23 protein-coding genes are annotated in these 24,028 nt (G+C 46.1%); 14 read left to right on the top strand and 9 right to left on the bottom strand.

The window, feature by feature from the left end; genetic code table 11:
• Positions 1-71: 71 nt before the first annotated feature.
• On the bottom strand, positions 72-2,804 hold the full coding sequence (gene secA / locus ACYQ1O_RS08435) for a preprotein translocase subunit SecA (protein WP_459991224.1): 2,733 nt from the start codon (positions 2,802-2,804) through the stop codon (positions 72-74).
• A 303-nt stretch (positions 2,805-3,107) separates the two neighbouring features.
• Here secA and ACYQ1O_RS08430 point away from each other — a divergent pair, with 303 nt between their 5' ends.
• Positions 3,108-3,698, top strand: a complete 591-nt coding sequence (locus tag ACYQ1O_RS08430; protein ID WP_459991223.1) for a DUF502 domain-containing protein — start codon at positions 3,108-3,110, stop codon at positions 3,696-3,698.
• 54 nt (positions 3,699-3,752) lie between these two features.
• On the opposite strand, the gene ACYQ1O_RS08425 is transcribed toward ACYQ1O_RS08430, so the two are convergent.
• From ACYQ1O_RS08425 to hemF, 3 genes are all read right to left on the bottom strand, one after another.
• A complete protein-coding gene (locus tag ACYQ1O_RS08425; RefSeq protein WP_459991222.1) occupies positions 3,753-4,769 on the bottom strand; it encodes a class 1 fructose-bisphosphatase in 1,017 nt (338 codons plus the stop codon).
• Between the two features lie 162 nt (positions 4,770-4,931).
• Complete coding sequence (locus tag ACYQ1O_RS08420; RefSeq protein ID WP_459991221.1) at positions 4,932-5,204, bottom strand: SemiSWEET transporter; 273 nt, start codon at positions 5,202-5,204, stop codon at positions 4,932-4,934.
• A 161-nt stretch (positions 5,205-5,365) separates the two neighbouring features.
• Positions 5,366-6,277 carry an oxygen-dependent coproporphyrinogen oxidase gene (hemF, locus tag ACYQ1O_RS08415; RefSeq protein ID WP_459991220.1) on the bottom strand — a complete coding sequence of 304 codons (912 nt, stop codon included), beginning with the start codon at positions 6,275-6,277 and terminating at the stop codon, positions 5,366-5,368.
• Between the two features lie 296 nt (positions 6,278-6,573).
• On the opposite strand from hemF, the gene ACYQ1O_RS08410 reads away from it, so the two are divergent.
• Both ACYQ1O_RS08410 and ACYQ1O_RS08405 read left to right on the top strand, forming a co-directional pair.
• Positions 6,574-7,584: an isocitrate/isopropylmalate dehydrogenase family protein gene (locus tag ACYQ1O_RS08410; RefSeq protein ID WP_459991219.1), complete on the top strand. Its 1,011-nt coding sequence runs from the start codon at positions 6,574-6,576 to the stop codon at positions 7,582-7,584.
• A gap of 90 nt (positions 7,585-7,674) precedes the next feature.
• Positions 7,675-8,574: a DUF4062 domain-containing protein gene (locus tag ACYQ1O_RS08405; protein ID WP_459991218.1), complete on the top strand. Its 900-nt coding sequence runs from the start codon at positions 7,675-7,677 to the stop codon at positions 8,572-8,574.
• 113 nt (positions 8,575-8,687) lie between these two features.
• Here the strand turns inward: ACYQ1O_RS08405 and ACYQ1O_RS08400 are convergent, their stop codons facing one another.
• Positions 8,688-9,089: a helix-turn-helix domain-containing protein gene (locus ACYQ1O_RS08400; protein ID WP_459991217.1), complete on the bottom strand. Its 402-nt coding sequence runs from the start codon at positions 9,087-9,089 to the stop codon at positions 8,688-8,690.
• 82 nt (positions 9,090-9,171) lie between these two features.
• Complete coding sequence (locus tag ACYQ1O_RS08395) at positions 9,172-9,474, bottom strand: type II toxin-antitoxin system HigB family toxin (protein ID WP_459991216.1); 303 nt, start codon at positions 9,472-9,474, stop codon at positions 9,172-9,174.
• Positions 9,475-9,568: 94 nt separating this feature from the next.
• Here ACYQ1O_RS08395 and acnB point away from each other — a divergent pair, with 94 nt between their 5' ends.
• From acnB to ACYQ1O_RS08375, 4 genes are all read left to right on the top strand, one after another.
• Entirely contained in the window at positions 9,569-12,124 is a 2,556-nt protein-coding gene (gene acnB / locus ACYQ1O_RS08390; RefSeq protein ID WP_459991215.1) for a bifunctional aconitate hydratase 2/2-methylisocitrate dehydratase, read from the top strand.
• A 125-nt stretch (positions 12,125-12,249) separates the two neighbouring features.
• On the top strand, positions 12,250-12,933 hold the full coding sequence (locus tag ACYQ1O_RS08385; protein ID WP_459991214.1) for a transposase: 684 nt from the start codon (positions 12,250-12,252) through the stop codon (positions 12,931-12,933).
• Positions 12,934-13,170: 237 nt separating this feature from the next.
• Positions 13,171-14,238 (top strand): nucleoid-associated protein, encoded by a 1,068-nt coding sequence (locus ACYQ1O_RS08380; protein ID WP_459991213.1) that lies wholly within the window; start codon positions 13,171-13,173, stop codon positions 14,236-14,238.
• Positions 14,231-15,493 carry a hypothetical protein gene (locus ACYQ1O_RS08375; protein ID WP_459991212.1) on the top strand — a complete coding sequence of 421 codons (1,263 nt, stop codon included), beginning with the start codon at positions 14,231-14,233 and terminating at the stop codon, positions 15,491-15,493. The genes ACYQ1O_RS08380 and ACYQ1O_RS08375 overlap by 8 nt, the downstream gene beginning before the upstream one ends.
• 58 nt (positions 15,494-15,551) lie before the next feature.
• Here ACYQ1O_RS08375 and ACYQ1O_RS08370 read toward each other — a convergent pair whose 3' ends face one another.
• From ACYQ1O_RS08370 to ACYQ1O_RS08360, 3 genes are all read right to left on the bottom strand, one after another.
• Positions 15,552-16,055, bottom strand: coding sequence for a hypothetical protein (locus tag ACYQ1O_RS08370; protein ID WP_459991211.1), 504 nt, complete (start codon positions 16,053-16,055; stop codon positions 15,552-15,554).
• Positions 16,056-16,154: 99 nt separating this feature from the next.
• Entirely contained in the window at positions 16,155-18,728 is a 2,574-nt protein-coding gene (locus tag ACYQ1O_RS08365; protein WP_459991210.1) for an ABC transporter permease, read from the bottom strand.
• A gap of 5 nt (positions 18,729-18,733) precedes the next feature.
• A complete protein-coding gene (locus ACYQ1O_RS08360; RefSeq protein ID WP_459991209.1) occupies positions 18,734-19,426 on the bottom strand; it encodes an ABC transporter ATP-binding protein in 693 nt (230 codons plus the stop codon).
• A 170-nt stretch (positions 19,427-19,596) separates the two neighbouring features.
• Here ACYQ1O_RS08360 and ACYQ1O_RS08355 point away from each other — a divergent pair, with 170 nt between their 5' ends.
• The 7 genes from ACYQ1O_RS08355 (at position 19,597) to ACYQ1O_RS08325 (ending at position 23,985) form a co-directional block, all read left to right on the top strand.
• Positions 19,597-20,166 (top strand): methyltransferase family protein, encoded by a 570-nt coding sequence (locus ACYQ1O_RS08355; RefSeq protein WP_459991208.1) that lies wholly within the window; start codon positions 19,597-19,599, stop codon positions 20,164-20,166.
• A 12-nt stretch (positions 20,167-20,178) separates the two neighbouring features.
• Entirely contained in the window at positions 20,179-20,358 is a 180-nt protein-coding gene (locus ACYQ1O_RS08350; RefSeq protein ID WP_459991207.1) for a hypothetical protein, read from the top strand.
• On the top strand, positions 20,352-20,642 hold the full coding sequence (locus ACYQ1O_RS08345) for a type II toxin-antitoxin system RelE/ParE family toxin (protein WP_459991206.1): 291 nt from the start codon (positions 20,352-20,354) through the stop codon (positions 20,640-20,642). Before ACYQ1O_RS08350 ends, ACYQ1O_RS08345 begins: the two co-directional genes overlap by 7 nt.
• A gap of 133 nt (positions 20,643-20,775) precedes the next feature.
• Complete coding sequence (locus ACYQ1O_RS08340; RefSeq protein WP_459991205.1) at positions 20,776-21,057, top strand: hypothetical protein; 282 nt, start codon at positions 20,776-20,778, stop codon at positions 21,055-21,057.
• 260 nt (positions 21,058-21,317) lie between these two features.
• Complete coding sequence (locus ACYQ1O_RS08335; protein WP_459991204.1) at positions 21,318-22,823, top strand: phytoene desaturase family protein; 1,506 nt, start codon at positions 21,318-21,320, stop codon at positions 22,821-22,823.
• Positions 22,824-23,050: 227 nt separating this feature from the next.
• Entirely contained in the window at positions 23,051-23,365 is a 315-nt protein-coding gene (locus tag ACYQ1O_RS08330; RefSeq protein WP_459991203.1) for a hypothetical protein, read from the top strand.
• Between the two features lie 20 nt (positions 23,366-23,385).
• Entirely contained in the window at positions 23,386-23,985 is a 600-nt protein-coding gene (locus ACYQ1O_RS08325) for a DUF938 domain-containing protein (RefSeq protein ID WP_459991202.1), read from the top strand.
• Positions 23,986-24,028 lie beyond the last annotated feature (43 nt).

Raw genomic sequence — 24,028 nt, 5'->3', positions numbered from 1 at the left:
TCTTGACATGAAAGTCTTGCTAGCGGCGCTTACCTTCGGCGTTAACCGAAGGTAAGCGCACAAAAAGAGCGTCAGTTGATTTTACCGTGGCACTGTTTGTATTTTTTTCCAGAACCACAAGGGCAAGCATCATTACGACCGACTTTGTTACCGATCCTTACAAAAGGTTGTTCCGCGTCTTCTTCTGGTTCTAAGCTGGTAGCTTCAGCGGCCTGCGCTTCGTCGAAGGCAGATAAGGCGGAAGCCGCTTCGGCGTGTTCAAAATGCATCTCGCGGGGCGCTTGCATTTGTCTGTCCAAGGCTTCGACATCTTCTTCTTCACGGACTTGTACTTTTGCCAAAATGCTGACCACTTCATGTTTGATATGGTCGAGCAAATCGGTGAACATTTCGAAAGCTTCGCGTTTGTACTCTTGTTTCGGGTCTTTTTGTGCGTAACCCCTAAAATGGATGCCTTGGCGCAAATAGTCCATCGCTGCCAAATGTTCTTTCCAGCTGGTATCCAAAACTTGCAACATGACCGATTTTTCAAAGTGTTGCAGCACTTCTTTGGTGATTTGCTGTTCTTTTTCTTTGTAGTTGTTTTCGATCAGGTCAACAAGGCGTTGGCGTAAGGCTTCTTCGTGCAATTTATGGTCTTGTTCAACCATTTGTTTAACAGGAATTTGGCAGCTAAATTCTTGTTCGATTTGCTCTTCCAAGCCTTCCAAATCCCACTGTTCCGCCATTGTTTTCGGTGGGATATAGCCGGTAATCATTTGGTTGACCACATCGCCACGGATCGCGGAAATGATTTCGGACACTTCATCCGCCGCCATCAATTCGTTACGTTGGGCGTAGATGACTTTACGCTGGTCGTTGGCGACATCGTCATAAGCCAAAATTTCTTTACGGATGTCGAAGTTGCGGCCTTCCACTTTACGCTGGGCGTTTTCAATGGAACGGGTCACCCAAGGATGTTCGATGGCTTCGCCGTTGCCCATGCCCAATTTTTTCATCAGTCCGGCTACGCGGTCTGAGGCGAAAATGCGCATCAAATCGTCTTGTAATGACAAATAGAAACGGGTTGACCCCGGGTCGCCTTGACGACCGGAACGACCCCGTAACTGGTTGTCGATACGGCGCGATTCATGGCGCTCGGAGCCAATCACATGCAAACCGCCGCTGGCGACCACTTGGTCGTGGCGGACTTGCCAAGCGGCACGGACAGGTGCTTTGGCGCTATCAGGTGCATCCAGACCTAATGCCGTCAATTCGGCTTCCAAGCTACCGCCCAAAACGATGTCGGTACCACGGCCTGCCATGTTGGTGGCAATGGTGACGGCACTCGGCATACCGGCTTGTTCAATAATGTGCGCTTCGCGTTCGTGTTGTTTGGCGTTCAGGACTTCATGGGCGATACCCATTTTTTTCAATAAAGCCGAAACACGTTCAGAGTTTTCAATCGATGTGGTGCCGACCAATACCGGCTGCCCACGACTGACGCAATCTTTAACGTCATTAGCCACAGCTTGGTATTTTTCATCGGCGGTCAGGAACACCACGTCGCCGAAGTCTTTACGGATCATGTTGCGGTGAGTAGGGATGACCACCACTTCCAAATTGTAGATTTTGTTCAGCTCAAACGCTTCGGTATCGGCGGTGCCGGTCATGCCGGACAGCTTTTCGTATAAGCGGAAGTAATTTTGGAAGGTGATTGAAGCTAATGTTTGGTTTTCATTTTGGATAGCAACGCCTTCTTTGGCTTCAATCGCTTGGTGCAAGCCTTCCGACCAGCGACGGCCTTGCATCACCCTGCCGGTAAACTCATCAACGATGATGACTTCGCCATTGGCAACAATGTAATCGACATCTTTTTTGAACAACACATGACCGCGCAAGGACGCGTTCAGATAATGCATCAAGCGGATATTGGCGGCATCGTACAGGCTGGTGCCTTCACTCATCAGGCCGTATTCCAGCATCAGGCTTTCGACGCGTTCATGACCGGCTTCGGTCAAATACACTTGGCGGACTTTTTCGTCAACCGTGTAGTCGCCAGGGTGTTCTTCGTCTTCCTGTTTGGTCAGGAAGGGAATGATTTGGTTGGCCTTAATATAGACTTCGGTGCTTTCTTCGGTAGGGCCGGAGATAATCAGCGGGGTTCTGGCTTCGTCGATCAGAATGGAGTCGACCTCATCAACGATGGCAAAGTGCAGGTCGCGTTGGACTTTTTGCTCTAAGTTGAAGGCCATATTATCGCGCAGATAATCAAAGCCAAATTCGTTGTTGGTGCCGTAGGTGATGTCGGCGGCATAAGCTTCACGGCGCTCGGCCTGCAGCATGCTGCTGAGGATAACGCCAGTTGTCAAGCCTAAAAAGCCGTAAAGGCGACCCATGGTGTCGGAGTCACGCTTGGCAAGGTAGTCGTTCACCGTTACAACATGCACGCCTTTGCCGGGCAGGGCGTTTAGGTAGGCTGCCAAGGTAGCCATCAGGGTTTTACCTTCACCGGTTTTCATTTCGGCAATTTTGCCGTCATGTAAGATCATGCCGCCAATTAATTGCACATCGAAATGGCGCATGCCAAAGACACGGGTGGAGGCCTCGCGGACGGCGGCAAAGGCTTCTGGGACAATGCTTTCCAGCAGTTCACCTTTGCCTAAGCGGTCACGAAACTCTTGCGTTTTGGATTTTAGCGCGTCGTCCGATAATTGTTCGTACTCAGAAGCCAAAGCGTTGATCTTTTTGACCAGCTTTTTTTTCTTCTTAATTATCCTATCGTTACGGCTACCTACAACCAATCTGACTAGCTTACCCAGCATGTTTTTTCCGATGTGAAATTAGTAAATGATTAAATCAAAAATCCCAATTATATACGTTATAGGCGCTAAGTGACAGTTAAAACGGCTGACAAACGGCAATACTAAGCCCAAGCGCTTGAGATTAGTTGACAGATATGGGGATACTTTTTGATTAGTAAAGTGGTGCGGTCTTTTTTTTATCGACGATAGCGGCGTTTAATTTAGCCTATAATTCGCGGCTAGGATTTGGCTAAAGGGATTTTACGGCGTCGAGACTGCAACTGACACCTTGCACATCATAACAATTATAAAAGTGAGGACATCATGAAAGAGTTATTAAAGAAGCTTTTCAATTACTTCCTGATCGGGACATTTGCGGTTGTCCCTATCGTTATCGTTTTGCAGATCATTTTCTTTGTTAAAGGGATTGTTTCTGACTTGTTCCAAATTGTTTACCATTTTTCGGATAGCTACACGTATACGGCCTTATTGTTCATTATCAGTTTTGCCATCTTGGTTTCCATTGGCAACACGCTGGTCAAAAATGGCCGCTCTTGGATTATCAGTTCGTTTGATTTTGTAATAGACCGGATTCCGGTGTTGAGCAGCATTTATCGGGTTTTGAAAAAAATCATCACCATGTTTTCTTCGCGCGAACAAAAACAAGCCAAAGAGGTGGTGTATGTTGAATATCCTAAGGAAGGTGTTTGGGTGCCCGCTTATATCACTAACCGTTACGATAACTGGTATGTGTTGTTTATCCCCACATCGCCCAACCCAACTTCCGGTTTTACCGTGATTGTCGATCAGGACAAGGTTATCAAGTCGGACATGAATATCGAGGAAGCCACCAGCTTTATTGTCAGTGTGGGCGTTGATTTCAATAAAGTGGAAGAAATGAAAAACTTAGGCTGACAGCCTAAAGCTTAAGCTTGGCGTTAGATGCCGCCAAGCTTAAGGTGAGGGGCATTACTGGGCTTGTCCGTCTTCCTTATGGTAGCGGACAATACGTTCAACTTCATTTTTGGAGCCTAAAATCAGTGGAACGCGTTCATGGACGGCGCTGGGCTTAATGTCAAGGATGCGTTCACGGCCTGTCGAGCAAGCGCCGCCGGCCTGTTCGATAATAAACGCCATCGGGTTGGCTTCATACATGATGCGCAATTTTGCAGGACGGCTTGGGTCGCGCAAGTCATGCGGATAGAGGAACACGCCGCCACGCGTCAAAATTCGGTAAACTTCCGCCACTAACGAGGCCACCCAGCGCATATTGAAGTCTTTGCCGCGCACACCTTCTTTGCCTTCCAAGCATTCGCCGATATAACGCTGCACAGGCGGTTCCCAAAAACGTTGGTTCGACATATTGATGGCGAATTCGCTAGTGTCTTCAGGAATCCTCATATTGGAGTGGGTTAAGATAAATTCGCCAATGTCCTGATCTAAGGTAAAACCGTTGACACCGTGTCCGGTCGTCAGCACCATCATGGTCGAAGGGCCATACAACACAAAGCCAGCGCACACTTGCTCGGTGCCTTTGCGCAAAAAATCTTCCAGCTCAGGTTCGACACCTTCGCGGCAACGCAAGATCGAGAAAATGGTGCCGACTGCCAAGTTGACATCAATGTTTGATGAGCCATCCAGCGGGTCAAACAAGGCCAAATATTTGCCACGCGGGTATTGTTCGGGGATGGCGATTGGATTGTCGTCTTCTTCAGAAGCCATGCCAGCCAAGCAGCCGGTCCAATTGAGGGCATTAATCATGATTTCATTGGTAATTACATCCAGTTTTTTTTGTACTTCGCCCTGAATGTTTTCCGTACCGGCGCTGCCCAGCACACCGATTAGGTTGCCTCGGTTAACCTTATGGGAAATCTGTTTGCAAGCAGTCACAATATTGTTCAGCAGCAAGGTAAATGTGCCTGAAGCATCGGGCAAGCCGCGTTGTTGTTCAATTAAAAACTGCGTTAAGGTAACTTTGTTGGTCATGCAACTCTCTCGGTTTTTACAATTAGGTTGGTTAGCCATGTTAGTGGCAAAATTTTTGGCATCTGGCTTAGAGGAGGGCAGGGAAGGAAAAACCTAGTACCCCAAATCGGACGGCTGACATTAACACAACGCCATTTACAACTAAACAGCGAAAAAATCGGTTTAACTTTTTTTGATAAAGGTGTTGTAAAGCTTAAAGCACAGAATAATTAGCGCTAATAGAAAAGTAATTGAATTAGCAAAGATTATTGCTTTGTCATCAATAAATATCCCATAAAATAGCCACAATAAAACACCTAAAGTAAACAGACTATACATCGTTAACGACAAAGATTGGGTGTCTTTGGTCTTAATGGTCATGATGGCTTGGGGTAAAAACGAGACGGTGGTCAACACGGCTGCAACATAGCCGACCAAATCAGGAACAATATTCATAGGAAGCATTTTTAAAAAATTAGGACACTTGCGACACCTCAACACAAAGATGTTTTTCAAACCGCATAATGGCTGAATTAGTTCAGTCTCAACAATACGGCGACATCTTAAGTGCAGGTGTTTATGTCAGTGCTTATCTAGGTTAGCACTGACACGACAATTTATAAGTTTAACCAGTTTTGCGGTTTCAGATAGCGCTCATACAAAGCCGCTTCAGGGCTGCCCGCTTCGGGTGACCAGTTATATTGCCATTTGGCATAGGGCGGCATCGACATCAATATAGATTCGGTACGACCACCCGATTGCAAGCCAAACAAAGTACCTCGGTCGTAAACCAAGTTAAACTCCACATAACGGCCCCGACGGTACAACTGGAACTCGCGCTCACGCTCGCCATAAGGTGTGTGTTTGCGCTTTTGCACAATCGGCAAATACGCTTCCACATAATGGTCGCCCACGCTTTGCATAAAAGCGAAACATTGTTCAAACGACCATTCGTTCAAGTCATCAAAAAACAAGCCCCCGACGCCACGGGTTTCTTCACGGTGCGGCAAATGGAAATACTCGTCGCACCATTGTTTGTACATGGGGTAGACATCATTGCCAAAGGGCTGGCAAGCGGCGCGGGCAACGCGATGCCAATGCAATACATCTTCTTGGAACGGATAAAAGGGCGTCAAATCAAAGCCGCCGCCAAACCACCAGATTGCCGGCGACCCGGGTTTTTCGGCAATCAAAAAACGCACGTTGGCATGGGAAGTGGGTACATACGGATTTTTGGGGTGGATCACCAACGATACGCCCATGGCGTGGAATTGGCGGTTGGCCAATTCGGGGCGTTTGGCGGTTGCCGAAGGTGGTAAACTGATGCCCGACACATAAGAAAAATTGACGCCGCCTTGTTCGAAAACATCGCCGGTCAACACCCGGCTTCTGCCGCCACCGCCTTCGGCTCTATCCCAAATATCTTCAACAAAAAGCGCACCGTTTTCTTCACCTTCCAGGGCCGCGCAAATTTTGTCTTGTAAGTTAAGCAGATAGTCTTTTACTTGGTTAATATCGTAAGAGTTCATGATTAGCCCGGCGTTATTCTTATTGTAATAATTGGAGGTTGAGAAAACCAAAGGCGATTGAAACGCCCCCGCCCATAACCGCTGCAAGTATAGGGGTTGCCTTGTCCGCATTCAACCACTGAGTTTGCTAGGAAACACGGCTGCCAAAAATCAAAATCGCACCAAAACAGTGAAATAATGCACAATCTTAGCAATATCAAACATTAATCAGCGATTATTTGCATTGTGCCTGAAATTTTAGGATTATTGTCTTTGATAATTCTTGATTTTACCGGTCACAGACCTCGGAGATATAAATGCACGTTGTTACGTTAATTAAGGGTGATGGCATCGGCCCATCAATTATGGACGAAGCGGTAAAAGTGATAAACGCCACGGGCGTTAAAATCGAATGGGAAGAAGCCTACGCAGGCATGTCCGCGTTTGAAAAATTTGGCACGCCGCTGCCAGAAGAAACCATGGCCTCGTTCGACAAAACCCGCGTCGCCTTCAAAGGCCCGCTAACCACTGTAGTGGGTTCTGGTTTTAGAAGCATCAACGTCGCCTTACGCCAACAATACGATTTATACGCCAACGTCCGTCCTGCGAAAAGCTGGGCCGGCATCAAAACCCGTTATGAAGATGTTGATATTGTTATAGTTAGAGAAAACACCGAAGGCTTATACGTCGGCTTAGAACATTATTTGTCACCGAAAAAAGACATCGCCGAAAGTTTGGCGGTCGTCACCCGCACCGCTTCTGAGCGCATTGTTGAATACGCCTTCCAATATGCCCGCGACAACAACCGCAAAAAAGTCACCGTCTGCCACAAAGCCAACATCTTAAAGTTCAGCCAAGGCTTATTTTTGGATGTCGCCCGCGAAGTGGCGGCTCGTTATCCTGACATTGCTTTCGACGAAAAAATCGTCGATGCGGCCTGTATGCACATGGTGATGAAGCCAGAACAATTTGATGTTGTGGTCACCACCAATATGTTCGGCGATATTTTATCGGATTTAACCGCAGGTTTGGTTGGTGGTTTGGGCTTGATTCCTGGTGCCAACATTGGCGCAGATGCCGCCTTGTTTGAAGCCGTCCACGGTAGTGCGCCGGACATTGCCGGCAAAAACTTAGCCAACCCCATCGCCGTCATCATGGCGGGTGCCATGATGTTGAACCACTTGGGCGAAGCGGAAGCCGCCGAGAAAGTCGTTAAAGCCGTTGAAAAAGTCGTTAATGAAGGCATTTACGTCACGCCGGATTTAAACCCCGATTCCAAATACGGCACCATAGAAATGGGCAACGCTATTGCCGCAGCGGTAGAGTAAATAAAATGGGTTGGGGTGGCCTATGTTGCCCCAACCTAATCCCGCCTATGCTTTATCCGCCCCTAGCTCAATCTACGAAAAGTTAAATTGATGGTAGATTTCAACCGTAAACGATTACAAGTATTTGTTTCGTCAACTTACACCGACCTTATCGACGAACGTCAAGCCGCCGTGGAAGCCATTCTAAGTCACGGACATATACCAGCTGGCATGGAGTTGTTCACGTCTGGCGATGAATCGCAAATGGACGTCATCAAACAATGGATTGAAGATTCTGATGTCTATCTGTTAATTCTGGGCGGTCGTTATGGCAGCATTGAGCTTAATTCAGGAAAAAGCTATACCCAGCTTGAATACGAATATGCGATTGAATTAGGTAAACCTTATTTTGCTTGTGTAGTGAATGAGGCAGCACAAGAACGCCGTGCTAAAAAATACGGTCCTAAAAAGGTAACAGAAACTGAAAACCCCAAGGAACTCAAAAAATTTCGGCAATTAGTCGAAAGTAAAGTAAGAGGAAAACCATGGGAAGATACAAAAGACATTAAAATTATCGTCGGCGAAACGCTGGTGGCTTTTGCCCGTCGGGAAAATTTAGTGGGTTGGGTTCGTGCCGATCAAGTGACGGTAAATCCGGCGGTTGCGGAAGAAATGGCTCGGCTTAGTAAAGAAAATGAGCAATTGCGGAGTCAAATTGCCAATGGTGTCCCAACTGAAGAAATAATTGATGGTTTAAGTTTTTCTGAATTTAAGATGCTACTTGAACACAACGGCTTACTTGAAATAATTAAGCAGGCTGCCGCCTCCGAAATACAATATTGGCATGATGTAACCATGAACTATTTTGATGAAATTGAAATTAAAAATCTGGGTTTTTTTGAGGATGATTCAGCAATAAAACTGACAAGCTCAGGACGCAGATTTATCAACAAATTAAACCTCGAAGAGCTAAAGCTCAAAATAGATTACGTCACAGTACGTGATGATTAGCTATAGGATGTATTGAGGAATGAAGCAAATTAATGGCATTACCCAAATGATGTTAGGCAACCTTTATCACTTTTTATAATCGCATCCAAACGCTAAATTTTTGCTTGAACAACTTAAAGAAACACATCAGCAGTAACACAAAACCGTTGCGCTAAGGCGCGGATTTGCCGGACATTCAATTGCCGTTTTCCGCGTAAAATTTCCGAAACTACGCCTTGGCTTCCGATTTCTGGCAAATCACTTTGTTTCAGCTGGTGTTCCGCCATTAAATAAGCCAACACATCTTGTGGCGTTGATGTGGGAATAGGATAGTGGGCTTGCTCATAATTAGATACAGCGATGCCTACTATATCGAGCAAAGAAGCCAGCGGATGATCTTCGTTTTCGCCCACTTCATCGATTAAATCGTTAAGTAAGGCTACCCGTTCTTGGTATTCGGTTTCGGTGTATGGTACGGCAACTAAAGGGGCGATAGGTTGCCAGTTTGTTACCATTGTTTCTAAGGTATTATTCATATAAAAGCTCCTGTCCCTAAGCGAGGCAATCAGCAAACGTAATGTGTCTTATGAGGTTTATTTGTAATACAACCCAGTAATTTTAAAACTTCCATTTCCCTTTATCGTACTCTGCATGGGTAAGAATATCGCGGATATACAACTTATTACGGTTGTAATGAATGGCAGCGATCAGTCTGACGTGATTACCATGGATATTGAATACCGTCAGCGTATCGCCCTTTTTGTTTTTAACAACGTCCGCACTCGGGAAAATGACTCTTACTTCGTTAATATTAGAAAAATTATTTTTACTCACCAATTTGAACCATGCCTCAAGCGAGGCTTTGGCATCAGGATGCACCTCGCAAAATTCCTTGATTATGGGGTATGAAATTATGTGCATAATTTAAACGTCCTTTTAAAAATTAGTTAAATTCCAACCTAAAAATATCTCGATTTGAGATTTATTGCAAGTTATATCGCCTTAAGGAGCCACCATGCTAGAACAATACCGCACCCACGTAGAAGAACGCGCCGCTGAAGGCATCGTGCCTAAACCTTTGGACGCAGCACAAACCGCTTCCCTATGCGAACTTATCAAAAACCCACCTGCTGGCGAAGAAGCTTTCATCTTGGATTTGCTCGCCAACCGCATTCCCGCAGGCGTGGACGAAGCGGCGTATGTCAAAGCCGGATTTTTGACCGCGATTGCTAAAGACGAGGCCACGTCACCGATTTTAACGCCGGAAGATGCCACCGAATTGCTCGGTACAATGCTGGGCGGTTATAACGTCGCACCGTTGATTGATTTGCTGGATGTCGCCGCACTGGCACCGATTGCCGCAAAAGCCTTGTCGCACACTTTATTAGTGTTCGATGCTTTCCATGACGTACAAAGCAAAGCCGATGCGGGCAATGCTTACGCCAAACAAGTCCTGCAATCGTGGGCGGATGCGGAGTGGTTCACCAGCAAACCTGCTGTGCCGGAAAAACTCACCGTCACCGTGTTTAAAGTCACGGGCGAAACCAACACCGACGATTTGTCACCCGCACCGGATGCGTGGTCGCGCCCTGATATTCCGTTACACGCCAAAGCCATGCTGAAAATGCCGCGCGAAGGCATCACTAACGCCGAGCTGCAAATTAATGAATTGAAACAAAAAGGCTTCCCTGTCGCTTATGTCGGCGACGTGGTCGGCACGGGTTCGTCGCGCAAATCAGCAACCAATTCCGTGCTGTGGTTCATGGGCAATGACATTCCGTTCATCCCCAACAAACGTGATGGTGGCGTGTGTATCGGCGGCAAAATCGCGCCGATTTTCTTCAACACCATGGAAGATTCCGGCGCGTTGCCGTTTGAATGCGATGTGACCCGTTTATTAATGGGCGATGTGATCGACATTTTTCCGTATCAAGGTGTGGTCAAACGCCATGACAGCGAAGAAGTGGTGTGTAACTTCAGCTTAAAAACCGATGTGCTGATGGACGAAGTCCAAGCAGGCGGACGTATTCCGTTGATTATCGGACGTGGACTGACTGACCGCGCCCGTAAAGCACTGGGTTTACCTGCTTCCACCGTCTTCATCCGCCCAACTGACGAAGCTGACAGCGGCAAAGGCTACACGCTGGCGCAAAAAATGGTCGGCAAAGCCTGTGGCGTTGCAGGTGTTCGCCCCAACACTTATTGCGAACCGCACATGACCACCGTCGGCTCGCAAGACACCACCGGCCCGATGACCCGCGACGAGCTGAAAGATTTGGCGTGCTTGGGTTTCTCCGCCGATTTGGTGCTGCAATCGTTTTGCCACACCGCCGCCTATCCCAAACCTGTCGATGTGACCATGCAACACACCTTGCCAGATTTCATTATGAATCGCGGCGGCGTGTCCTTGCGTCCTGGCGACGGCATCATCCATTCGTGGTTGAACCGCACTTTATTGCCAGACACCGTCGGCACGGGCGGCGACTCGCACACCCGTTTCCCGATTGGCATTTCCTTCCCCGCAGGTTCTGGCTTGGTCGCCTTCGCCGCCGCCACGGGCGTCATGCCGCTGGACATGCCGGAATCCGTGTTGGTGCGTTTCACTGGCACGATGCAGCCCGGTATCACTTTGCGTGATTTGGTCAACGCCATTCCTTACGCCGCCATCCAAAAAGGTTTGTTGACGGTTGCAAAGCAAGGTAAAAAGAACGTCTACTCAGGCCGCATTTTGGAAATCGAAGGCTTGCCGGATTTAAAAGTGGAGCAAGCGTTTGAATTGTCGGATGCCTCCGCCGAACGTTCCGCAGGCGGTTGCACCATCAAATTGAACGAAGCCCCGATCCGCGAATATTTGAATTCCAACATCACTTTGATGAAATGGATGATCGCGCAAGGCTACGGCGATGTCCGCACTATCGAACGCCGCATCAAAGCCATGCAAGACTGGCTGGAAAACCCTGTGTTGCTGGAAGCCGACCCCGATGCCGAATATTTTGAAATCATCGAAATCAACATGGACGAGATCAAAGAACCGCTGCTGGCTTGCCCGAACGACCCCGACGACATCAAACCATTGTCCGAAGTCGCTGGCACCAAAATCGACGAAGTATTCTTAGGTTCGTGCATGACCAACATCGGCCACTTCCGCGCGGCGGGCAAATTGCTGGAAAAAAACAAAGGCGAATTACCGACCCGCTTGTGGGTTGCACCACCGACCAAAATGGACCAAAACCAATTGGTCGAAGAAGGCTATTACGGCACATTCGGCAAAGTCGGCGCACGTACCGAAATGCCAGGCTGTTCTTTGTGCATGGGCAACCAAGCACGGGTCGCGGAAAACTCCACCGTGGTTTCCACATCAACCAGAAACTTCCCCAACCGCTTAGGCAACGGCGCAAACGTGTTCCTGGCCTCGGCAGAATTGGCAGCGGTGTGCTCCATCTTGGGTAAAATCCCGACTGTTGAGGAATATATGGCTTATGCGGATCAAATTAATGCAACGGCTGATGACACTTATCGGTATTTGAATTTTAATTTAATGGATAAGTATCAAGAGGCGGCAATCGCTTAATTGACGCTGGATGGCAGGGTTAATTCCGTAGAGACGTTGCACTGCAACGTCTCTACAATATTGATGTTGCGAATTGAAATGATGTATCGACGACCTAACGAAATAAAATAGTGGGTATTGGGATCATGAAACAATGGCGCGGTAAATACAGAATTTCTTCTGCACGTTTGCAACATTACGATTATCGTACCAACGGCGCGTATTTCATTACCATTTGCACTCATCAACAGGTGTATTTTTTCGGCGAATGCCTCGATGGTGAAATGAAACTTTCCACTATGGGCGCAATTGTGCAAGGCTTTTGGTACGAAATCCCGAAACATTTTTCGTTTGTGTCACTAGGCGAATTTGTTGTCATGCCCAACCATGTTCATGGCATATTGATATTGAATAACACCGTAGAGACGTTGCAATGCAACGTCTCTACCAACGCCGCGCAACCCGAACAATCGTTGCAACCTGTACAGACGTTGCACTGCAACGTCTCTACGGACGCACCGAAAAATGAATTTTTTTCCGCCATTTCACCCGATGCAGGTTCTGTTTCAACCATCGTGCGCTCTTATAAATCCATCTGTAGCAAACATATTCGTTTAGCCTTTCCAGCTCAGAATTTCAGATGGCAAACACGTTTTTATGACCACATAATTCGGGATGAACCCGCGTATGAAAAAATTTCAAATTATATTTTGCACAATCCCGCATCTTGGGAGGATGATAAATTTAACCATTCCGTAAAATGGAGAAATGAAAATGCACAGAATGTTGAAAACCGTTGTGGGGACGTTGCGATTTGTACAGCGAGGTAGGGCGGAATAGCGCAGCTTATTCCGCCGCATGGTCGAAGCTACAAACATACGACGCAATGCCCGTTGGTTATTACGTCCTACTTGCTTGGCAACAAAAAAAGTAAATGGTAGGTTGGGCAGGCTTTTTTGCCCACCGAATCGTACTTTCTGACTTTTGATATTATACAAATGGTGGGCAAAAAAAACTGCCACCCAACCCAACCAGCAATTTATAAATCTAAACAGAGGCTTCAATAGATGGAAATTATCAATTCAATTGCTCATAAAATTATTAAACACAAGCGAGAAAAAGATAAGTCAAACGTTGAAGCCGAAGTTCAGTTACGAGATGATATTTTTGATCCCGCCAACGAAAAAGTAGTCACGTTAATTGAAGCGCTCTTAAAAATTTACAAAGGGAAAACATTTGGTTCATTTGAAACTGACACAAAAAATCACCCTTTTCAATTATGGGCGAAAAACCTATATGCTGAAGATTATTCAAAGCAAGTATTTATTGAACTCACTGTCAGTACTGTCAGCAGAATAAAATATTTTATTGAAAAAGAAAATTTTGCAACAGGTGGTTTTTTGGTGTTTGTGCATTACAGAGATAACAACCAGACCTATTTAATGATCGCAATGATTAAAGATAAGGGTGGCTTAACTTTTACGCCTAATATGGAATTAACCGATGTTCAACATATTGATTTGGAAAAACTTCATCAAGCATCCCGTATTGATTTAAACCGATTTGAGCATGACAAAGACAGTTATTTGAGCTTTCTCAAAGATGCCAAACCTAAAGGCGACAAGGAAAGAGAGGTTACAGGATATTTTACAGATGCTTTAGGGTGTACTGGTTTAATTTCATCAAATCATGCAACAAAAGCTGTATTAAATTTAATTGACGAAATTTTTATCGAAGCAAAGTTAGACCCTAAGCCTATCCACGATGAAATCTATGACTTTCTACAAGAACGTCATAAAATCGGTGTCAAAATAGAAGAAATTGCAGCAAAGATAAATTACTATTTGCCAATCGAATCACACGATGCCTTTATTGAAAAAGCAAACTCTGACAAATTCCGAATTAGCCAAGAATTTTTTCCAAGTCTAACAATCTTAAACAACTTTAAAAGGGTGTATCACAAATCGCCTACTTGGAATTTATCTTTTGATAAAAACGCCTTAGGAACTCCAGAATCACAAGCAGAAATTATTTTTAATGCCAAAGAAAATTCCTTGACAATTAATAGCCTTCCTCAAAAATTTATTGATGAATTGATTGAATTAACTATACCAACAACGAATACAAATGGATAAGCAATCACTATTAAATGATGTTGTTAAACTCTATAGGTTATGCGGTAAGCCTAACTTTATGGACGGGACAGCAGTTAATTGTGAAATTTTGTTAAATGAAGAAGTTACTTTACTAATCAACGCTATTTATTGTCAAAACGAGGATGTTTTAGGCTCTATTAAATGTGACGGTGACTATATTGATTTACCCATACAAGAGTTAAAAACTGGGCAGGATTTAACGTTTAGACTAAATATTCCTCTCATAGAACATAAGCTCTTTTTTAAAGATATAGCTGATTTAATCACCAATTACACAGGAATAAAAATAGGCAAATTACCAGAATCTTTTTATTTAATAGGAGAAGATTATTTGACTACTGAAGCGAATGAGCCTGAAAAGCTAATTCAGCTTAGGCGTGTTTGCAGATGGATTTTATTTTTAGATAAAGCCTTACCACATACGGACAAATCAAATAACTCTTTCACTTTTGTACTGCTAACTGAGGACAAAGAAAATAAGGGGTTTAAAAAACATCTTATTGAATCGCGTTTTACTTTTGCAGATTTAAAACCATTGGATGGGTTAGAAAGCTTTGAAGAAATGCTGAAAAACCAAGATTTGCATTGCTCAGAAAGATTAGCAGTAGTTCGTAACGCATTAGAAGAATTACTTTCTAAGCGTCCTGCAACAAATCAACAGCTTGGGTATATTTTGTCTGAATTCGAAGTATTCAAAAAACTTTATCAAGACAACTACGAAACCTACATAAATGGCTTTTCATTAAAAGACTTTAAAAAAGAAGTTATTGAAAAACATCAAGACGTTGCCTCTAAAATTGACGGGGCATTGTATGACGTGATTAATAAAGCTCTAGCTATTCCAGTGTCAATTGTAACTATTGGCGCTTTAATTAAAGAAGATCAACTTATCAATAGCTTAGTTGTAAGCTGCGCTGTTTTGTTGGTCCCTGTTTTAATGTGGTGGTTAATCGGGCAACATTTAAAAAGACTGGAAGAAATTCAATTAGACATAAAAGAAATATTTGATAAATTTGAAAATAAAAAAGAAAGTGCCGCTCAATTTGTTGACGAAAAACGACAAAGTTTAGTTGATAGATCAAAATCAATTACTGTGGTTTTGAAAATTTTGAAATGGCTTGGTTTTGCTCCAGTTATTGCTGCTATTTTTTTGTTATTGAATAAATTTCCTGCAATTCCAATATTTTTTTGTGATATATATTACTTTATTGTCTATTTTGTATTTTGTGGGTAAGTCAAGTAGGTGGATTAGCCTTTGGAATTCAACATTTAGATAATTTCCTGCTATGAATCTAAAAAGCCCCATTAATACCCCCCAAATCCCGAATCGCATCCATGACTATTCCGGTGCCGACTGAAAGCATCAGGACATCGTTGGCGACGCGGACGTATCGGTAGCCAGGCATGGGTATGCTGATTTGGCTAATTACGGCGGGTGGCAGTTCATAAACAACCACATCTTGCGGTAAAGGCCGCCCCAAAACCCATTGCCGTTGTCCTGGAGGTACGCAGCCGTTATGTCTTTTGGCTAAGCCCGGAGGGCAATGGCCCGAATTGTATTCTTGGATATAGTAGTTGTTGACGATAGTCCGGTGATTGTCATTGAAACCTTGTTGCGGATAGCGGTAATCATCATCCCTTTCATAGTCTTCGTAGTCACCATGCCGCTCGTAACCGCCGTGCCTTTCATGATGCCCGCCATGATGACGCTCCCTGTCGGCTTGGCTTGGTAGGGCAAGCATCAATCCGGCAAGGGTTGCTAAAAAATGCAAGATTGTTAGGTTGGAAACTTTCATGGCGGATTCCTTATAAAATTGTAATGGCGTTAACGGCTGGCGATAAGCTTATACGGGTTTTCTGAATCGGAGCTGTATCAGAACTGCCCCGTTGCCACCTCAATAATTCAGTCCCTCCCTAACTGCAATTTTAGTCGCCTTCCGCGCTGGCAAATACGCCGCCAACATCGCCAAAACCAAAATCACCGCCAACCAAATCGCCACCGCAGCCCACGCAAAAACAAAATCCAAATGGATGCCGAGCATAGTGATGCCAAGCTGTTTGGCTAACGGTTCGGCGAGCAGATAGGCTAGGGGGATGCTTAACAGCCAAGCCAACAAACCGTGGAACAAACCTTCGAGCATGAATAATTTAAAAATAGCTGACGAGCTAGCCCCGATGGCGCGGAGTACGCCGATTTCGCGGGTGCGTTGCAGTACGCCGATGGCGAGTGTGCCGGACAGACCAATCGCACCGACAGCCGCGATCATGCCGGCTAAGCCAAGCAACATGCTGGTCAGTGGACGGAATTGGTTTTGCGCGAATTGGCGTTGTTCGAGCTTGGAGAGGGTGGTGTAGATGTCGAGTTTGATTTGTTGCTCGGCGAAGGCGGTTTTTAGGCTGTCGATGTAGGTTTTTTCTTCGTCTAGGTTGTTGATGTTAGCGGCGAGTAGGGCGAAGGAATGGTTGTTGTCAGTTTGGATGCTACTGAGTGGGGCGTAAACGGGTTCAACCGCGTAGCCTGAACCTGCAAACCAGCGGTAGAGGCCGATGACTTGCCAGTCGGTTGTCGGTGTTGTAGTTATGTTTTTGGGCAATTCCGATACGAGGTTAAGCCGTTCGTGGTGAGCCTGTCGAACCATGGACGGCTTAACCGTTTTCCCTTCGACGACCAATGGAAGTCCCTGTGGGGCAGGCTCAGGGCGAACGGTTAAGCCTTGATTGTCTTGATGTTTCATGGAAATTTGCTGAAAAACCTTCACTTGCAAAGTATCGCCAACTTGAATCCCATTCAATTCAGCCGTCGCCGCATTCAACACCAAATGCTGTTGCCCTTCGTCAGATTGTTCAAACCACCGCCCCGCAACTATCAAAGGCTGGTACATGTTGGTTTCAACTGGCAAGGCAATCATCTGCACACCTAAACTGCCAGATTGCTTAAGCAATTGCCCATTTTTCGAAAGCTCAGCGGGTAGGCGATTCCAAAATTCCACGTTGGTGGTCGGCGCAATGCCTTGCACGACAGGCGTGATGGTGTCGGCGGCTTGGTCTTGGCTGAACCCTAAACGCACGGCGTAGCGGCTACGCGCTAGTTCGTTGTCCAGCGTCAATTTGACTGATGCAATCAAGCTCATAATGATGATGAACAATACCACCGCAATGATTAACACGCTTTGCGTCCAAAACAACCGCGCTTTGCGGCGCAGCAAATTGCCCAACGCAACGGCGTAAATGGTCGGTAACAAACTGGTGGCGCGACGTTCCAACCAGCGATCAAAACCGCCGCTGGCAAAATCCGCCCCTAAGCCATAACTGGCAAGCGCTTGCCGCACCGACATCGCCGCGCCTTTCCAGATAGGCCACAGTGCCGCCAATAAAGGTGCGGTCAGGCCGCCGACGATCATGAAAACTAATGCGCGGGGCGAATAGGCAAAATCCGCCAATTCAATATTGAACAAACCCAGCAACCAGCGGCTGCTAAAGAATGCGCCCGCCCAACTGACCGGCACGGCAATCACCAGCGCAACCAGCGACAAAATCAACACCTCACTCAAGTAAATGCTGGCAATCGTCCAACGGCTTGCCCCTACTGATTTCATAATGCCGATTTGATCGGTTTGCTGGGTAATCAGCGCGGCGACGGTGTTTAGAATCAGCACCGAACTTAACGCCAACGATGCCCACGCCATCACCGTCAGCACCAAATGGATGCCAGAAAAAATTGCCCGTCCCCAGTGTTCGTCAGGGTTTTGCAACAGCGTGGCGTTGACGGCGATGCCGGATTTTGCCAACTCGGCGCGGAGTTTTCCGGCGATGTCGCGGGCTTTGTCAGCAGAGTAGGGTGGTTGGATTTGCACCAAGACTTGCCGGAAGCTATGTTCAGGAATGCCAAACTTGGGAGCCAATTCCGGCGCGATAAAGAAATGCAATTGCCCACCAAAAGCAGGTGGTTTAACGAAAGGATGGCGGATGATGCCGCTTAAGCTGACAATTTCCGAACCTTTAGCCGTGGCGAATTCGATAGTGTCGCCAATATTAAGTTTGGCTGATTGCGCTGATAAACGTTCGGCAGCGATGTGCTGGTCTTTGGGAAAATCACCAGACACCAAGCGCATCAAATCATAGCGTTGGCTTTGGTAATCAGGCCGGAAAATCACTGTTCCGGTTTGCCATTGTGCGGATTGCGGCGTTTTGTATTGCGCGGTGAATTGCGTTAGCAAGTCGATATTGGCAACGCCGTCGATAGTTTTTAGTGTGTCGGCGATGGTTATATCGGCATCTTGGCGCAAAATCAGACTGATGTGCGAGGGTTGTGATTGCCGATGGGCGTTGTCCATGCTGCCTAATTGCAAATCCATCATGCCTAATAAAGTGCCGATGACGAACAGGCCGATGGCGATGCTAGAAATGGAAAGGGCGGTGCGGGATTTGTGCGTTAGTAAATCAGACGCAATTTTGGAGTAAAAAAACATGTTTTTTACTCCGAATGAAGGCTATCGTGATGAATCCGCCCCGCGTGAATGGCAATGCGCCGCGACGCCGATTGCGCCAGTTCCTCGTTATGCGTCACCATCACCAGCGTTTTGCCTTGTTGTTGCAAAGTGCTGAACAGATCAAACACGGCATCGGCGGTGGCGGTATCGAGGTTGCCCGTGGGTTCGTCGGCGACAATCAAGGCCGGATCATTCGCCAAGGCACGGGCAATTGCCGCGCGTTGTTGCTGACCGCCGGACACTTGTCCTGGCAATTGCTTGGCTTGCGCGTCCAGCCCGACCAAATTCAGCAAATACCGCGCCCGTTCCAGCCGCTCACGTTTCGGCAGTTTGCCGACAAAATCCATTGGCAATTGGATGTTTTGTAAAAGATTCAGCGACGGCAACAATTGGAAAAATTGAAAGACAATGCCAACATTTGCCCCGCGCCATTTCGATAATTGTTCTTCTTTTAGTTTATGCAACGCCGCACCGTTGACTCGTACTTGGCCTTGGCAAGGGCGGTCGATGCCTGTCAATAAATTCAACAAGGTCGATTTGCCATTACCCGACGGCCCGACGATAGCGACAAATTCTCCAGCGGTGATGGTCAGGTTGATGTCGTGTAGCACAGGCGTGGTGATTTGCCCCAGCGTGTAGGCTTTGTGAACGTTGTTGAGTTGGATGATGTTGGGCATGGCGGGATTTTGGCTGGTATTATTAGGAAAAACTGGTAAATTCTAGCATGTGGCTGAATTAATTCGGTTTTACGGTAGGGTACGCATTGCGTACCTTTATGATTTTCAATATAAACCAAGTACTTAAAAATGTACGCGATGCGTACCCTACCAATAAACGAATCATCTGAATGAACCCAACACAAATCCTCTGGCTAAGCCTCGCCAGCCTCTGGGCGATAGCCGAAATCGCCATCGTCATAAAAACCCGCACAGCCAATGAAGCCAAGCCCGCCGCGTTCCGTTCGGCAAAATGGATTTGGTGGGCGATTATTGCCGCCTTGCTGATGGCTTTGGCTTTCAAACGCTGGCAATTAGTGCCGATTCCGCTAGATTACCAGCTACGGCAAATCATCGCGTTATTGATATTTAGTTTTGGTCTAGCATTGCGCTTTTACGCCATCGCCAGTCTGGGGCGGTTTTTTACCACCACGGCGATGGTGCAAGACCAGCACCAACTCATCAACCACGGCCCGTACCGACTCATCCGCCATCCGGCTTATTCAGGCTTGTTAATCAGTTTTTTCGCGGCGGGTTTGGCGATGGGGGATTGGCTGGCATTGTTCAGTTTATGCGCCCCACTCGCATACGCCTTGGCAAAACGCATCCAGTATGAAGAATCGCTGCTAGTAGGATATTTCGGGCAAGTCTATTATGATTACTGGCAACGTACTAAGAAATTGATTCCTTGGGTTTATTAAAGAGGTTATGCCATGCAAGCAGTCAAACAAGCCGCCCTGAACACTATCGCCCGCCTTCCCGAAGATGCCAATATGGAAGAGATTATGTATAGGCTTTATGTGTTGGAAAATATCCGGCGTGGACAGGAAGATGCCGCGCAAGGTAAAAGCCAAACGGTTGAAGAAATGCTGATAGATATTCAAACATGGTGAGATGGACAGCCCATGCCAAAGCGCAACTTCGGCATATTCATAGTTATATCGCTGATGATTCACCGCTTTACGCCAAACGGGTCACGGATACGATAGTGCGTAAAACCGTCGGGCTTGATGAATTGCTTTATCAAGGACGAAAAGTGCCTGAACTAAATGAGGATAATATTCATGAGTTGGGGATTTATTCTTACCGTATTATTTATGAAGTGAAAGCTGGTGCTGTTGAAATTCTGGCGGTTATTCATAAACGGCGGGATTTTTCGAAGGATGATTTGCTTTGATCCGAATATAGAACAACATAAATATGTTGGTACAAAGCAAATCAAAATAAATCCTCAGCCAACGCATTAAGAAATTGATTCCTTTGGTTTATTAAGGATTCATCCAAAAATAGATAGTTAAACATATAACAGTATGTTCCATAAATTTTTTCCAAAAAAACTTAAAACACCACATATCAAGCTTGGAATCGAATTGCGAGAAGCTATCGATATTCTCCGCTCAGTGGACAGCCATATTTTTGAAGAATCTGGCAAAGAAGATTCATATCGTATCAATACAGCGGATTTTGATATGGCTATTTATCCTCATGGTAATATCGTTAAATCAGTCTGGTTTGATGACTCTGCTGGAAGGTTTCTTGCCGCTGGAAAATTAAAAAAATCCAAATGTACCTCGATAGATACAGCTCCTTAAATAATTGGGGGCTTCGATTAGATAATGGTTGGATGCAATATTGGTTTAATGATGTTGACAAAATGCAGATGGTTTACGGACTACACAAAGATGTAATCAGGTTCAATCAATATTCCAATAACGACGAAGTATGAATTGAGAAGTGAATTGCATCATGATTTTTCTTAAAACGATGCGCTTCCTATCGTCAGCACATCCTACAAACCTAAAAATATCAATAACCTCCAAAATTTCCTTTAACCCGTAACCCTACCCAATCCATGCCCGAAAAAAAACACATCGTAATCATTGGTGCAGGCCCTGGCGGCTTGTGCGCTGGAATGCTGCTTTCCAAACGCGGCTTTAAAGTCTCTATTTTTGATAAAAACAGCGAAGTGGGTGGACGTAACCGCCCAATCCGTTTAGGAAAATTCGTTTTCGATACCGGCCCAACGTTTTTGCTGATGAAGCATGTGCTGGATGATATGTTCGCTTTATGTGGACGGCGTAGCGAAGATTATTTGGATTTTATCAAGCTCGATCCCATGTACCGCTTGCTGTTTTCTGACCGTGCTGTGCAGGTGTATTCCGACCGCGAGAAAATGCGCGAGCAACTGAGTGATGCGTTTCCTGAAGGCAGCGCGGGCTATGATGCTTATCTAAAAAAAGAAGGTGAGCGGTTTGAGAAATTGTATCCGTGCATCAAACGCGATTATTCCAGCCTGAAAGCGTTTTTCTCGTGGGATTTGCTCCGCGCTGCGCCTAGCCTGGCGCTGAACCACAGCGTGTTTACTAATTTAGGCAAGTATTTTAAAGAAGAGAAAATGCGTTTGGTGTTTTCTTTTCAATCCAAATACTTAGGCATGTCGCCGTGGGATTGTCCGGCTTTGTTTACCATGCTGTCGTATTTGGAACACGAGTACGGCATTTATCATGTCAAAGGCGGTTTGAACCAAATCGCGGCGGCGATGGCGAAAGTGATTATTGAACAGGGCGGGGAAATCCTTACCGATACGGCGGTGAAGTCACTCATCGTTGACAACAAAACCGTCAAAGGCGTGCGTCTGCAAGATGGCAGCGAAGTGCTGGCGGATGAGGTGATCGTCAACGCCGATTTTGCCTACGCGATGACTAATCTCGTCGAACCGGATGCGCTGCAACAATACAGCCCTGAGAAAGTGGCAAAGCTGGAATACTCTTGTTCGACCTTCATGCTCTATTTGGGCTTAAACACCCGTTACGATTTGCCGCACCACACCATCGCGTTCGCTGAAGATTACGTCACCAACGTCAGCAATATTTTTCATAATAAAATTCTCAGCAAAGATTTTTCCTTTTATGTGCAGAACGCTTGTGTCAGCGATGACACGCTCGCACCGGAAGGCAAATCGGCCTTGTATGTGCTAGTCCCTATGCCCAATAACGAAAGCGGTTTGGATTGGGAAAGCTTGTGTGCGGAAAAACGTGAACAAGTGTTGGATATGTTGGAAACGCGGATGGGGTTGACGGGCATCCGTGAGCACATCGAATGCGAGAAAATCATCACCCCGCAAACCTGGGAAACTGAAGAAAACGTGTATCGGGGCGCGACGTTTAGCTTGTCGCATAAATTCAGCCAGCTGCTTTACTGGCGACCACACAACCAATTTCAGGAATTGCGCCAATGTTATTTGGTGGGTGGTGGTACGCATCCGGGTAGTGGTTTGCCGACCATTTATGAATCCGCGCATATTTCGGCTAAGTTGATTTGTAAAAAGCACGGCGTGGATTTTGCCGTGGTGAAGTAATTTGGGTAGAGACGTTGCATTGCAACGTCTCTACATTTCTAGCCTGATAACGGTAAAGAAGCATAAGCAACATAAATAGTCTTATTCAATCGTTAACATAAAAACAATCAATTTTTATAATAGATAATTCGCTCGTATAGTGTTTACCAAGCCAGACGAGAAGCCTTTTCAGCTACTTAGCCCGAAAAGGACTGGCTTGAAACCAAACATTAACGAGGAGAATTATCATGAAATCACATACCAAAACTATCATCGCCATGATTGCCGCGATGACCATCACCAGTATTGCCAATGCCGATACTACCGCCTCCGGCACGATTGTTTACGACAGCAACGCAGCAATATACAGCATCCATAATTCACCCAACCCTGTGCAAGCGCAAGTGGTTGAACATGCCGAGATGGTCTATGTGAACCAAGCCAATGGGCCCGCGATTTATAGCTACCCCAGCCGTGTTGAACCCAAGGCCGTCAAATTGGAGATGATTTATGTTGACCAAGCTTATGGACAGGCCATTTACAGCTATCCACATAACCACTAAAAATCAACAAGAGAACATCCATGACTGAAAAGCCCTTCTCGCAAGCTTGTGAAAACAACAAAGTGCCGATTTTGCAAGTGTTGCAATCAGTATTTACCCATCCGGTAACGGTTTGGGAAATCGGCAGCGGAACGGGGCAACATGCCTGCCATTTTGCCGGACACTTGCCGCACGTGGTTTGGCAGCCGACTGACAGGGCGGAAAATTTAGCCGGTATTGAACAGTGGCGTGTTGAGGCGGCGTTAAGCAACCTTAATGCGCCCTTACCGTTGGATGTTGCCGATGCCGTTTGGCCTTGTGCCACGACCGGTATCGACGCGCTGTTTACTGCCAATACCTTGCACATTATGAGCTGGGCGTTGGTGCAGCAGATGTTTGTGCGTTTAGGGAATTACTTGAACAACCAGGCAAAAGTCTGCATTTACGGGCCGTTCAATTACCACAACGCCTACACCAGCGACAGCAACGCCCGTTTTGATGATTGGTTAAAAGCCCGTGACCCGCTCAGCGGTATCCGCGATTTTGAGGCCGTGTTGGTTTTGGCGGAAACAATAGGTTTGCAGTTGCATGAAGATATTGCCATGCCTGCCAATAACCGTTTGTTGGTGTTTGAAAAGTAAAGGTTTTTAGATTGTTCCGTTCGTCCTTCGACGCGCTCAGGAC

This window comes from Methylosoma difficile, from assembly GCF_054657615.1.
The sequence above is the reverse complement of the archived record's forward strand: the minus strand, read 5'-3'. Positions and strand labels throughout refer to the sequence as shown.

Coding starts and splice junctions, on each gene's coding strand:
- ACYQ1O_RS08395 (WP_459991216.1), bottom strand. CDS start 9,474: ATGCACATAATTTCATACCCCATAATCAAGGAATTTTGCGAGGTGCAT.
- ACYQ1O_RS08325 (WP_459991202.1), top strand. CDS start 23,386: ATGACTGAAAAGCCCTTCTCGCAAGCTTGTGAAAACAACAAAGTGCCG.
- ACYQ1O_RS08400 (WP_459991217.1), bottom strand. CDS start 9,089: ATGAATAATACCTTAGAAACAATGGTAACAAACTGGCAACCTATCGCC.
- ACYQ1O_RS08405 (WP_459991218.1), top strand. CDS start 7,675: ATGGTAGATTTCAACCGTAAACGATTACAAGTATTTGTTTCGTCAACT.
- ACYQ1O_RS08380 (WP_459991213.1), top strand. CDS start 13,171: ATGGAAATTATCAATTCAATTGCTCATAAAATTATTAAACACAAGCGA.
- ACYQ1O_RS08420 (WP_459991221.1), bottom strand. CDS start 5,204: ATGAATATTGTTCCTGATTTGGTCGGCTATGTTGCAGCCGTGTTGACC.
- ACYQ1O_RS08425 (WP_459991222.1), bottom strand. CDS start 4,769: ATGACCAACAAAGTTACCTTAACGCAGTTTTTAATTGAACAACAACGC.
- ACYQ1O_RS08340 (WP_459991205.1), top strand. CDS start 20,776: ATGTTCCATAAATTTTTTCCAAAAAAACTTAAAACACCACATATCAAG.
- ACYQ1O_RS08355 (WP_459991208.1), top strand. CDS start 19,597: ATGAACCCAACACAAATCCTCTGGCTAAGCCTCGCCAGCCTCTGGGCG.
- ACYQ1O_RS08335 (WP_459991204.1), top strand. CDS start 21,318: ATGCCCGAAAAAAAACACATCGTAATCATTGGTGCAGGCCCTGGCGGC.
- ACYQ1O_RS08345 (WP_459991206.1), top strand. CDS start 20,352: ATGGTGAGATGGACAGCCCATGCCAAAGCGCAACTTCGGCATATTCAT.
- ACYQ1O_RS08365 (WP_459991210.1), bottom strand. CDS start 18,728: ATGTTTTTTTACTCCAAAATTGCGTCTGATTTACTAACGCACAAATCC.
- ACYQ1O_RS08430 (WP_459991223.1), top strand. CDS start 3,108: ATGAAAGAGTTATTAAAGAAGCTTTTCAATTACTTCCTGATCGGGACA.
- ACYQ1O_RS08385 (WP_459991214.1), top strand. CDS start 12,250: ATGAAACAATGGCGCGGTAAATACAGAATTTCTTCTGCACGTTTGCAA.
- ACYQ1O_RS08350 (WP_459991207.1), top strand. CDS start 20,179: ATGCAAGCAGTCAAACAAGCCGCCCTGAACACTATCGCCCGCCTTCCC.
- ACYQ1O_RS08410 (WP_459991219.1), top strand. CDS start 6,574: ATGCACGTTGTTACGTTAATTAAGGGTGATGGCATCGGCCCATCAATT.
- acnB (WP_459991215.1), top strand. CDS start 9,569: ATGCTAGAACAATACCGCACCCACGTAGAAGAACGCGCCGCTGAAGGC.
- ACYQ1O_RS08360 (WP_459991209.1), bottom strand. CDS start 19,426: ATGCCCAACATCATCCAACTCAACAACGTTCACAAAGCCTACACGCTG.
- hemF (WP_459991220.1), bottom strand. CDS start 6,277: ATGAACTCTTACGATATTAACCAAGTAAAAGACTATCTGCTTAACTTA.
- ACYQ1O_RS08375 (WP_459991212.1), top strand. CDS start 14,231: ATGGATAAGCAATCACTATTAAATGATGTTGTTAAACTCTATAGGTTA.
- secA (WP_459991224.1), bottom strand. CDS start 2,804: ATGCTGGGTAAGCTAGTCAGATTGGTTGTAGGTAGCCGTAACGATAGG.
- ACYQ1O_RS08330 (WP_459991203.1), top strand. CDS start 23,051: ATGAAATCACATACCAAAACTATCATCGCCATGATTGCCGCGATGACC.
- ACYQ1O_RS08370 (WP_459991211.1), bottom strand. CDS start 16,055: ATGAAAGTTTCCAACCTAACAATCTTGCATTTTTTAGCAACCCTTGCC.